This window comes from Rhizobium sophoriradicis (genome assembly GCF_003939025.1).
In the GTDB taxonomy this organism is placed as follows: domain Bacteria; phylum Pseudomonadota; class Alphaproteobacteria; order Rhizobiales; family Rhizobiaceae; genus Rhizobium; species Rhizobium sophoriradicis.
Genome location: NZ_RQIH01000020.1, coordinates 106,068 through 116,984, shown reverse-complemented (window position 1 = coordinate 116,984; position 10,917 = coordinate 106,068). Strand labels below are relative to the sequence as shown.

Sequence of the window (10,917 nt, the reverse complement as noted above, 5' to 3'; positions counted from 1 at the left end):
TGAAAAGTTCTAGTTCCAGAGCTAGGCGCAGACATAGAAGCTCACAGCAGTTCATCGTGTCCGCTACCGATAGCCGACCGCTAAGCTGCTTCGCCAGATGGGGTCTGCTTGTCGCTTACCGAAGGTCTCAAGGCCGCCGTCACCAAGGTTCTCAATGCCACTTGGCAAAGGTGCCGGGTTCACTTCATGAGGAACGTGCTCGCGCATGCTGGAAAGAGCGGCAGGCGGGTCGTATCCGCCTTCATCGCGACGGCCTTTGCCCAGGAGACCCCGGAGGCAGCAAGCGCACAATGGCGCAGTGTCGCCGATCAAATCAGGCCGAAAGTGCCGAAGCTTGCCACCATCATGGACGACGCTGAAGAGGAAGTGTTCGCCTACATGACCTTCCCGAAAGAGCACCGGGAAAGCTGCACTCGACGAATCCAATTGAGCGTCTCAACGGCGAAATCAAGCGACGCACCGAGGTCGTCGGCATCTTTCCGAACGACGAAGCCATCGTCCGTCTCGTCGGCGCACTGCTGCTCGAACAGAATGATGAATGGGCCGTTCAACGCGCCAGGTATATGACGCTTGAGACCATGGCCCAAATGAGCGATGAGCCCCAAATCAGCCTGCCCGCTGTGGCACGCTGATATCCCCTCCGACCCGACCTCGGAAAGCACGGCAATCAGCCGTCAGCTACCCCACCTCCCGGGACACGATCGTATCACCTTGTATTCCGGACTAAACTTATGCCGACAGCGTTGCGATAGAGGGCATTCGGAACCAGCATGCGGCTATTCCGGAAGGTCGGCACTCGCATGACGTCATCTGACCGACATCGTGGGGTTATTCGACAAAAATTGCGAAATGTCCTTGATCCAGTTTCCGCTGTTAGATCTCGTTGTCGCCGGCAGTCCTTTCTCTATCATATTTGCTGGAGCGTGCCGCAAGTCCGACAAGAGCTGCGCCTAGGCCAACAGCTCTGTGCTGTCATTGACGGGTTAGGAACACGTCAATGATCAACGAGGCTGGAGCCTTATACCCCGGTGTTCCTGCCTCAAATGTAAGGGCATGACGAGTGCCGCCCTTTCCTTCACTTGACCAGGTGGTTTCCGATCGAGGAGCCGCCATCGACCGTCAGAATGCTACCGGTCGCGAACCTCGAACGATCGGACGCAAGAAAAAGCATTGCTTCAGCAATCTCTTCAGCTGTCCCCATCCGATCCATGACGGCACGGGCGTTGAAATCGCTGCGAAGCTTCGCGGGGTCCTTCGCTTCGGCGAAGATTTTCGTGAAGTAAGGAGAGTCGATTGTCCCTGGAGCGACCGCGTTGACACGAATTCCCTCTTTCGCATGATCCATGGCCATCGCGCGCGTCAGCGAAGATATTGCTCCTTTCGATGCTACGTAGGCAGTCCTGTCCGCGATTGCTGAGGTTGCGGTGTAGGAAGTCGTATTGATGATCGAACCTCCGCCGTTCCGTCGCATAACAGGAATGACGTACTTTGAGCAAAGGAAGATCCCTTTGACGTTTACGGACATAATCCGGTCCCAAGTTTCTTCAGGAATGGTCACCACATTCCCCGTCGTTCCGAACCCGGCATTATTGACGAGCACGTCGACCCGGCCCCACTTTGCGGTCGTCTTCTCAACCATGCTTTCCGCGTCCTTGGCGGACGAGACGTCGACGCGAACACCGAAAGCCTTCGAGCCGATCTCGTTCGCCACACGAACCGCGGCGTCTTCATTGACATCAGCAACAACCACATAGGCGCCGTTCTTTGCGAAAAGCTCGGCGGTCGCACGACCAATGCCGCTGCCGCCCCCTGTGACGATACAAACCCTTTGATTCAAATCCATCGACCATCTCCTCATTTTTGGGTGCCTTAGAAGACATTTTAGCAGACAATCTGTCAATTGTGAAAATCCAGTTGACAGATTGTCTGCTGATCTGTTTATCTAGGCTCGATCGAATTTGGCCGTGGGAGGACAATATGGCCGATACCAGCACTGAGGCGCAGTTGGCTTTTAAGGCAGCTATGCGTCGGTTCACATCAACCATCTGCTTGATCACGACCGAACTCAACGGGGTCCGTCATGGCATGGCCGCCACCGCGGTCCAGTCGGTTACCGCGGACCCACCAACTGTTCTTGTCTGCATCAACCAATCGGCTTCGGTGAATCAGCCTTTGAAGATCTCCGGGAAGTTCGCCGTGAACATGCTGCATCTTTCACATGCCGATCTTGTGCCGCTGTTCAGTGGGCAATTGAAGGGTGAAGAGCGCTTTCATTACGGCGAGTGGCTGTCTCTCGACGGCATGCCGGTCCTGTCCGATGCGCAGGCGGCGTTTGTCTGCAAGCTAAAAGATGTCGTTCACGTTGGAACGCATGATGTTGTGCTCGGAGAAGTGCTCGAAGCACGGTTCATCGAGTCAATCGCGCCGCTTCTCTACGAAAACGGTCAACTCGTCAGGTCGTCGTCCATCAGTGGATCGGCCGCATAGTAGGTGGCTTTAACCACCAATCACATCACTCATCGAAAGCCCAAGGGCGGCAAGGAGAAAAGCGTGAGCAATATGGCACCCGCAAGAGAAATTCATGGACGTGAAGTCACAGAGCGCTTTGAGCGCGGACTAAAGACCCGGCGCGAAGTCTTGGGGGGGGCCTATGTTGATGCGTCGGTCAGCAAAGCCACCGACTTCAATTGGCCGATGCAAACCCTCGTCACGGAATACTGCTGGGACGCGATTTGGAATCGGCCGGGCCTGGAGCGCAAGCAGCGCAGCATCCTCAATCTCGGGATGATTTCGGCCCTCAATCGTCCGCATGAGCTGAAACTGCATGTTCGCGGAGCAATCAACAACGGTCTTACCAAAGAGGAAATTCGGGAGGTTTTCCTCCAGGTTTCGATTTACTGCGGTGTTCCTGCGGCCATCGACAGCTTCCGCGTGGCAGCGGAAGTTTTCGACGAGATGGGCATCTAGTTATTCAACGCATTTGAGTGGGCTGAGCATCATCCGTTGCCAGCCCGAGGAGGGACTACAGTGACCGCACAAGACGATTTCCGCGCTGCCGGAAACCCAATGTTCAATGATAACAAGCTCAAGCTCGGCGTATTTGGCACGAATTGCTCGAATGCATGCGCGATTACGCTCGCTGAGACAACGTTCGAACCTACCTTCGACCACAACGTCGAGATTGCAAAGAAGCTTGAGGCAGCCGGTTGGGAATGCATGGTGCCGATTGCACGCTGGCGTGGTTTTGGCGGTCCTTCAAACTTCAATGGCGTGAACATGGATACGTTCACCTGGGCGGCCGCTCTCGCGGCGGTCACCACGAAGCTCCAGTTCTTCTCAACGACTCACATTCCGACGCTAAACCCGATTGTTGCAACCAAGATGGCGACAACAATCGATCACATCTCGAAGGGTCGATACGGCCTCAATCTCGTTACCGGCTGGTTCACTCCCGAAATGGAAATGTTCGGAGTTCCTATGATGGAGCACGACACCCGCTATGAATACGCCACTGAATGGATGGATATCGTCGAGACGCTCTGGAAACGCAATGGCGTTACCTTCGAAGGCGAGTTCCTCAAAGTCAAAGACGCCTTCAGTGAACCCAAACCCTACAACAAGGCGGGTCGCCCGCTCCTGATCTGCGCCGGCGCCTCGGGCAAGGGACTGCATTTCACCGCCAAGTTCTGCGACTTCAACTTCGGCTTCATGCAAGACATGGAATCGGGCGCTGCCTGGGTCAAAAAGGTGAAGGACCTGGCGCGTACTGAATATAACCGTGATCTTGGCACATTCACAGCTTGCCCCGTTATCGTTCGCGAAACGGAGAAGGAAGCAAAGGAATACTACGACTACTACGTCAACCAGAAGGGTGACTGGGAGGCATGCGAGAACATCTGTGAAGTTCTGCAGGTGCAATCTCAAAACCATTCTGCCGAAATGTATCAAAAATTCAAGGAACGCTTCGTCGCTGGCTGGGGTGGATACCCGATCGTCGGCAATCCAGAACAAGTCGCCGACAAGCTCGTGGATCTCAGCAATACAGGCGTCAACGGCGCCTTGCTGACAATGGTCGATTACAACGAGGAACTTCCCTTCTTTAACGACCGTGTCATGCCGCTGCTCAAGCAAGCCGGTCTGCGCAACTGAACCAGTCCTCGGGACGGCGATTGCCGTCCCGACACGAACTCTGCCAGATTCTGGCAGGATTTTCGCGGCTGGCGGCCAAAGGGGCCGGCGGTTGAGCGGAACCACAAGGGGAGGAGGCCCTGAATGCTGAAGAAAATCGTTGCAGCGCTTTTTACGCTGTCGAGCCTTTATCACATGAACGGCGTGGCGAAGGCTGACGGCCTCGATTCGTTGCCGCCGGACCAAAAGGCGCTTTACGAGAATATCGATCCCGCCATTCCGCTCGGGGGGACGGTGTACAAAGATTTTGTTCCAAAACGTCCACCGCCGTGGAAAATTGGTTATGCATCCACATATGCCGGTAATACCTGGCGCGCGAACATCCTGGACGAATTCACCAACGTATTGCTTCCGAAATATAAGGAAGCAGGCCTAGTCTCCGATCTTATCGTCACGCAGTCTGACCTCAAAGACGCTGTCCAAATCCAGCAGATGCGGCAGATGGTTGACGACGGTGTTGATGCGATCGTCATTTGCTGCTCGAACATTACCGCACTTAACAAGACCATAGAGTATGCTCATTCGAAAGGCGTGCCAGTCTTCTCAGTCTCGGGCTATGTCACATCACCCTACGCAATCAATGCCACAGAGAATAACACCGACGGTGGCTACAAGGCTGCTGAATGGCTTGCCAAGGAAATCGGTGAAAAAGGCAACGTCCTGATGGTATCGGGCATCCCCGGTTTCGCATCATCGGACAGCTTCGACATCGGCGCGAAGAACGCGTTCGATAAATTCCCCGGTATCAAAATTGTAGGCACGATAGCTGGCAAATGGACCGACCAGGTCGCCCAGGTTGAGGTTCAGAAGTTTCTTGCCACCAATCTTGCTGAGGTTAATGGCATTCTCGTTCAGTCCGCTTCAGAAAACGGTGTCGTGAACGCAGTACAGCAATCCGGCCGCGACATGATGCCTATCGTGCTCGGGGGTGAGGCTTCCGCAGCCTGCTACTGGCGTAAGAACCCTGATTTCATAAGCAAGAGCTTCCATTTCTGGCCGCCGCGGTCTGATGCCCGCCTTGTGTGGGACGTCATGATGCGAACGCTCGAAGGCCAGGGACCAAAGATCCAGTCGATTCTTCGTCCTGCGCTTCCTTACACCATTGATGACGTGAAGGAAGTGCTGAAGGAAGATTGCGATCCCAATTCTACGGATTGGATCGAGCCGAAGAACAACGGCTGGTGGCCTGCAGACGTCGCTGCAAACTACTTCGAACGTCCTGAAGATCCGTTAGCTTGGCGGCCGAAGAAGTAATGAATGTTCTCCGGAAGGAGACCTCCCAGCCTCCCGCGTCGGTTTCTATAATCGGCGCGGGAGGTATCTGCGATTTGATTGGAAATAGTGTGCTGGACTTTCACAGAATTCAACGTTTGCCGCCTTATGTTTTCGAACAGGTCAACCGTTTGAAAGCAAGCGCGCGAGCGGGCGGCGCCGATATCATTGATCTCGGCATGGGAAACCCCGACCTTCCGACTCCCCAATCGATCGTCGACAAGCTGTGCGAGGTCGTGCAGGATCCGCGCACCCACCGTTATTCCTCCTCCAAGGGCATTCCGGGGCTGCGCCGCGCCCAGGCCGCCTATTATGCCCGCCGCTTCGGCGTCAAGCTCAACCCGGATACCCAGGTGGTTGCCACCTTGGGCTCCAAGGAAGGCTTCGCCAACATGGCGCAGGCGATCACCGCGCCCGGCGACGTGATCCTCTGCCCGAACCCGACCTATCCGATCCACGCCTTCGGTTTCCTGATGGCGGGCGGCGTGATCCGCTCGATGTCGGTTGAGCCGGATGAGAGCTTTTTCCCGCCGCTGGAGCGGGCGGTCCGACATTCGATCCCGAAGCCGTTGGCGCTGATCCTCAACTACCCCTCGAACCCGACGGCCCTCGTCGCGACGCTCGATTTCTATAAGGACGTCGTCGCCTTCGCCAAGAAGCATGACATCATCGTGCTTTCCGACCTTGCCTATTCCGAGATCTACTTCGACGGCGCTCCGCCGCCATCGGTTCTCGAAGTGCCTGGTGCAATGGATGTGACCGTCGAATTCACCTCGATGTCGAAGACCTTTTCCATGCCCGGCTGGCGCATGGGCTTTGCCGTCGGCAACGAGCGGCTGATCGCGGCGCTCACCCGCGTCAAGTCCTATCTCGACTACGGCGCCTTCACGCCGATCCAGGTGGCCGCGACCCATGCGCTGAACGGCGACGGTTCCGACATTGCGGAGGTTCGCAACGTCTACAAGCGTCGCCGCGACGTCATGGTCGAAAGCTTCGGCAAGGCCGGCTTCGACGTGCCGCCGCCGGCTGCCACCATGTTCGCCTGGGCGAAGATCCCCGAAAAGTTCCGTCATCTCGGTTCGCTGGAGTTTTCCAAGCTGCTGGTCGAGAAGGCCGACGTCGCCGTTGCACCGGGTATCGGCTTCGGCGAAATGGGCGACGACTACGTCCGTCTGGCGCTCGTCGAGAACGAACACCGCATCCGCCAGGCTGCGCGCAACATCAAACGCTGGCTTAGCGGCGACGAGAAATTTGAAATCAACGTAATGAATCAGTGAAAGGATACCCGATGCCAATCTTCGGATCATGCCAATGCAAAGCCGTTACGTACCAGGTTCAGGAAATTGATGGACCCATGTGGAATTGCTTCTGTCAAACATGCCGGAAGTCCCACGCCGCTGATCACAATACCGCTGCGAAGGTGAAAAGCGAGCACTTCAAGATCCTTACAGGCCAAGATACGCTTCATAGCTTCGAATCGACGCCTGGAAAGCTGCGGTGGTTTTGTTCGGTATGTGGCTCGCACGTTTATGCGGAGCGGCCGGCCAGCCCGGAGCTCAAAGTCGTTAGAGCCGGCACGTTCGATACCGATCCTGGAAGTGTGCCGATGTCAAACGTATGGGTATCGCATGCGAAACCTTGGCTCGCCCATGATCCATCGAAGGCAAGCTCACCAGAGTTCCCGTAAGTGACCGGGATACTACCTGTCGTAACTGAGGTGGAGTCACGGCGACCGTATATCAAGCGGCAACGCCTCATTCCTGTCCAGGAGGTTCTAACGCAAACGTGCTGGGTCGGTAAAAGCGGCAGGGATTGGAGACAATAGGTTCGCTTGCACGGCGAGCCCACCCATTGAGAGAATAAAGTCGTACGAGACAGAAGACTTCTGCGAAGCAATCCAGCCTTCGAGGTTCGGAAATTACGGGTTGTGAGGGCTCAGGACACCGCAGGACTATTTTTGCCCCCACGGGTCCTCAACGACCTCCATTGCGGTGTGAGTGAAAATTGTAAGATTGTCTTATGCGAGAATGTTGGGAGTCCTGTGACATGAAAGTTGTTGTAATAACGGGGAATTTATCGCGCCCCTCGAAAACCCGGGCCGTAGCAGACTTCATGGTGGATCGGGTGCGCGCGTCCGGCAACGAAGCAAGCTGCTGGGACCTTGTCGACCTTCATCCGCACCTTGGGGCAACAGTGTTGCCCTCCAGCGCCGCTGAGATTGTTAAAGCGGCACTCAACGATATTTTGGCTAGTGACGTGCTAGTTGTTGGTAGTCCGGTCTACAAAGCATCTTACACTGGGTTGCTGAAGCATTTATTCGACCTTGTCGACATGAAAGCGCTTAAGGGCCGCTATGTGATCCCTTTTGCAACCGGTAAAGCATCGAGTCACAAGCCGCTCGTCGAAGCCTCGATGGAAGCCTTATTCGACTTTTTCGAAGCGCAAATACATAGCCGTTTCATTTTCGCTCTCGATGAAGATTTTCAGAACGATGCTCTTTCTGAGAACCTGCGCGCGCTTGTCGACAGAGAGCTCGATGCCGCGCGTCGCGCCGTCAGCCCATAATAAGGAGGAGGATTCCATGTCTTTTTCGAGCATAGATGAGGCGATCGAGGCGATCGAAGCGGGCGAGATGGTTATCGTGGTCGACGACGAAAATCGGGAGAATGAAGGCGACCTAGTCGTTGCTGCCGAAAAAATAACAGCTGAGCACATCGCTTTCATGATGAAATATGCGAGAGGCCTTATCTGCGTGCCACTTCCAGCCGAACGTCTCGACAAACTCGAGATCCCCCTGATGGTCACACGTAATTCGGACTCACTGCAGACGGCATTTACCGTTTCCGTCGATTGCAAACACGGCACAACGACAGGGATTTCAGCCGAAGATCGAGCAGCAACCGTCAAGTCGCTCATCGATCCGCAGACGCGGCCGGAAGACCTATCGCGGCCGGGTCACATTTTTCCTTTGCGTGCAAATCGTCTCGGTGTCCTGGGCCGTCCTGGCCACACCGAAGCTGCCGTGGATCTTGCACGACTGGCCGGCCTGGCGCCGGCTGGCGTAATCTGCGAGATCGCCAATGACGACGGAACCATGTCTCGACTGCCAGATCTCGAGAAGTTCGCAATCGAACATGGCCTGCACATAGTAACGATCGACGCTTTGATTGAGTACTGCAGGAGTCGTGATACGAGGGTAAAGCGTTACGCGCAGTCCTTTATGCCAACGCGGTTTGGGGATTTCAAGGCAATTGCTTATCGCGATAGTTTGACGGGAACGGAACACTTAGCTTTGACACTTGGCGAGTTGTGCGAGAAGGAAGACGTTCTGGTACGGGTGCATTCTGAATGTCTGACAGGTGAGGCGTTCCGGTCCATGCGATGCGACTGCGGTCAACAGCTCGAAATGGCTCTTCGGGCGGTCCAGTTAGCGGGCGCTGGTTGCGTGATCTACATGCGTGGGCAAGAGGGGCGTGGCATTGGCTTAGGAAACAAAATTGCGGCTTACGGCCTGCAGGATCATGGTCGTGATACTCTTGAGGCAAATCGGGAACTCGGCTTCGCATCTGATTCCCGCGAATATAACGCAGCGGCGGATATCATCCGCGACCTCGGTATCGGCAGCGTTCGGCTTCTGACCAACAATCTTGCAAAAATAGAGGCGCTGCGAACGTCAGGCGTCATCGTGTCGTCTCGCCAGAGTCTGATCGCCGCATCTAGCGCGTCCAACATCACTTATCTTAAGACAAAGCGCGATCGGTTTGGCCACCTGTTGGACCAGGACACGTCAGCTGAACACGTCGGCCGGAACAACGTCTTTTCAGTGTTTGGCGCGCAGGTGTTCTCTGGACCCCTTGGGTAGCGGAGCCGCCCTCGCCACTTACCTGCCGGTGATTGTAGGGGGCCGCCTTTGACCGGCAGAGTCCTAGAGCTTTTGCGTCGGCCCTGCCAGCACATCATTCGTGCAGGCGTATCGGAGTGATGTGGCCCGCGATTGCATCGAAAGCAGCGTTCGACCATATCTCGTCTTGAGCACGGCTGTTCCGACGGATCGCATTTAATCGCGGTCCGTCTTGTCTTTCGAAAAGTCTCGCAAACTAATGCTTCATGCGAAGGATCGGCTTAATGACTTTGCCGCTCTCGGAATCAGCCATCGCCTCGTTGATCTGGTCGAGGTCATAGAACTGAACCAGTTTGTCGAACGGGAAAAGTCCCTGCTGCCAATACTCGATCAACTGCGGGACGAACTCGGACGGAATGCTTTGTCCTTCGACAACGCCGATCAATGTGCGGCCGAAAAGGAAGTTCCCGATATCGATCGTGCCTTCAGTGCCGAGAGCGGACGAGCCAACGAGACCGCATGTTCCCGGCGTACCAAGGCAGTCGACTGCCTGACGGAAAACTCGTGGCGAACTCGTGCATTCCAAGCTGAAATCAACGCCTGCGGGGACGATCTTCCTGATCGCGGCAACGCTGTCCAATTTGCGGGCATTTATCGTGTGCGTCGCCCCGAGTTCGCGCGAAAGTTCCAGCCGTTCATCGTTCAAGTCGATCACGATGATGGTCGCGCATCCGGCGATTTTCGCGGCCATCGTAGCCGCCATGCCAACCGCACCAGCACCGAACACTGCTATTGACGAGCCGGGCTTCGGCTTGAGGCAATTCAGTACCGCGCCAGCACCGGTCTGAAGCCCGCACCCGAGCGGTCCAATCAACTCGAGTGGAACATCCTTTGCAACCTTCACGGCGTTTCGTTCGCTGGCGATGGCGTAGGTTGCAAATGACGACTGCTCGAAGAAGCAGCCACTAATCTGTTTCCCGTGAGAATCATGGATCGGGCAGGTGCCATCCGGACGAGTGCCGCGGAAATTGCGACCGAAGAAGTCCTCGCAGTAGAAAGGTGTACCGGAAAGGCACTTTTCGCACTTGCCGCAATAGGCGTAGCTCAAAGCAACGTGATCACCGGGCACAAGATCTTTAACTGCGCTCCCGACGGCCTCGACGACGCCAGAGCCTTCGTGTCCCAACACAACAGGTTGAGGTACGTCATATCCCTGGTCCCTGACCACCAGGTCGGTATGACATACCCCCGATGCGACGATGCGGACCAAAATCTCGTCTGCACGAGGTTCCTCAATCCCTATGCACTCCAAGATCAAGGGCTTCGCCTTTTCGCGCGAGACCGCCGCATATGCCTGCTTCATGTAACTGTTCCTCCAAGGCTCACAACGCAATTCGCGCGAACGTACTCATCGTCAGACAATCAGTCAATAATTACTCTGTTAAATTAGATCAGTTCAACCGGAGCAGGGCTGCATTTTTGCAAAGTCACGAGTGAACGCTGATTTGAAGTGATCAAAGGGTTCCGTGCATGTTCGAAAGGGAGCATGCGTCTTGTCCCGCTTTGGGCTGAAAGATCGGCAGACGAAAATTTAGTAGCAACGTGTGAGGCGAGCC

10 protein-coding genes and 1 pseudogene are annotated in these 10,917 nt (G+C 55.5%); 9 read left to right on the top strand and 2 right to left on the bottom strand.

The genetic code is table 11. The features are described from left to right. Positions 1-123: 123 nt before the first annotated feature. Positions 124-632 (top strand): annotated as a pseudogene (locus EFR00_RS28245) (transposase); the annotation flags it as partial. A 443-nt stretch (positions 633-1,075) separates the two neighbouring features. Here the strand turns inward: EFR00_RS28245 and EFR00_RS28240 are convergent. Then, positions 1,076-1,843, bottom strand: a complete 768-nt coding sequence (locus EFR00_RS28240; protein WP_004671535.1) for an SDR family oxidoreductase — start codon at positions 1,841-1,843, stop codon at positions 1,076-1,078. A 134-nt stretch (positions 1,844-1,977) separates the two neighbouring features. Here EFR00_RS28240 and EFR00_RS28235 point away from each other — a divergent pair, with 134 nt between their 5' ends. From EFR00_RS28235 to EFR00_RS28200, 8 genes are all read left to right on the top strand, one after another. Continuing rightward, on the top strand, positions 1,978-2,487 hold the full coding sequence (locus EFR00_RS28235) for a flavin reductase family protein (RefSeq protein WP_008534378.1): 510 nt from the start codon (positions 1,978-1,980) through the stop codon (positions 2,485-2,487). 72 nt (positions 2,488-2,559) lie between these two features. Next, positions 2,560-2,967, top strand: a complete 408-nt coding sequence (locus EFR00_RS28230; RefSeq protein ID WP_008534380.1) for a carboxymuconolactone decarboxylase family protein — start codon at positions 2,560-2,562, stop codon at positions 2,965-2,967. Between the two features lie 60 nt (positions 2,968-3,027). Then, a complete protein-coding gene (locus EFR00_RS28225) occupies positions 3,028-4,149 on the top strand; it encodes an LLM class flavin-dependent oxidoreductase (RefSeq protein WP_011053356.1) in 1,122 nt (373 codons plus the stop codon). 123 nt (positions 4,150-4,272) lie between these two features. Further along, complete coding sequence (locus EFR00_RS28220; RefSeq protein ID WP_008534383.1) at positions 4,273-5,442, top strand: ABC transporter substrate-binding protein; 1,170 nt, start codon at positions 4,273-4,275, stop codon at positions 5,440-5,442. Further along, complete coding sequence (locus EFR00_RS28215) at positions 5,442-6,737, top strand: LL-diaminopimelate aminotransferase (RefSeq protein ID WP_011053357.1); 1,296 nt, start codon at positions 5,442-5,444, stop codon at positions 6,735-6,737. Before EFR00_RS28220 ends, EFR00_RS28215 begins: the two co-directional genes overlap by 1 nt. 11 nt (positions 6,738-6,748) lie before the next feature. Continuing rightward, entirely contained in the window at positions 6,749-7,147 is a 399-nt protein-coding gene (locus tag EFR00_RS28210) for a GFA family protein (protein WP_008534386.1), read from the top strand. Between the two features lie 359 nt (positions 7,148-7,506). Beyond that, the gene (locus EFR00_RS28205; protein WP_004671524.1) at positions 7,507-8,025 is read left to right on the top strand and encodes an NAD(P)H-dependent oxidoreductase; all 519 of its coding nucleotides are present in this window, start codon (positions 7,507-7,509) and stop codon (positions 8,023-8,025) included. A 16-nt stretch (positions 8,026-8,041) separates the two neighbouring features. After that, positions 8,042-9,322, top strand: a complete 1,281-nt coding sequence (locus EFR00_RS28200) for a bifunctional 3,4-dihydroxy-2-butanone-4-phosphate synthase/GTP cyclohydrolase II (RefSeq protein ID WP_082935757.1) — start codon at positions 8,042-8,044, stop codon at positions 9,320-9,322. Between the two features lie 235 nt (positions 9,323-9,557). Here EFR00_RS28200 and EFR00_RS28195 read toward each other — a convergent pair whose 3' ends face one another. After that, on the bottom strand, positions 9,558-10,664 hold the full coding sequence (locus EFR00_RS28195; RefSeq protein WP_037145482.1) for an NAD(P)-dependent alcohol dehydrogenase: 1,107 nt from the start codon (positions 10,662-10,664) through the stop codon (positions 9,558-9,560). Positions 10,665-10,917: the final 253 nt, after the last annotated feature.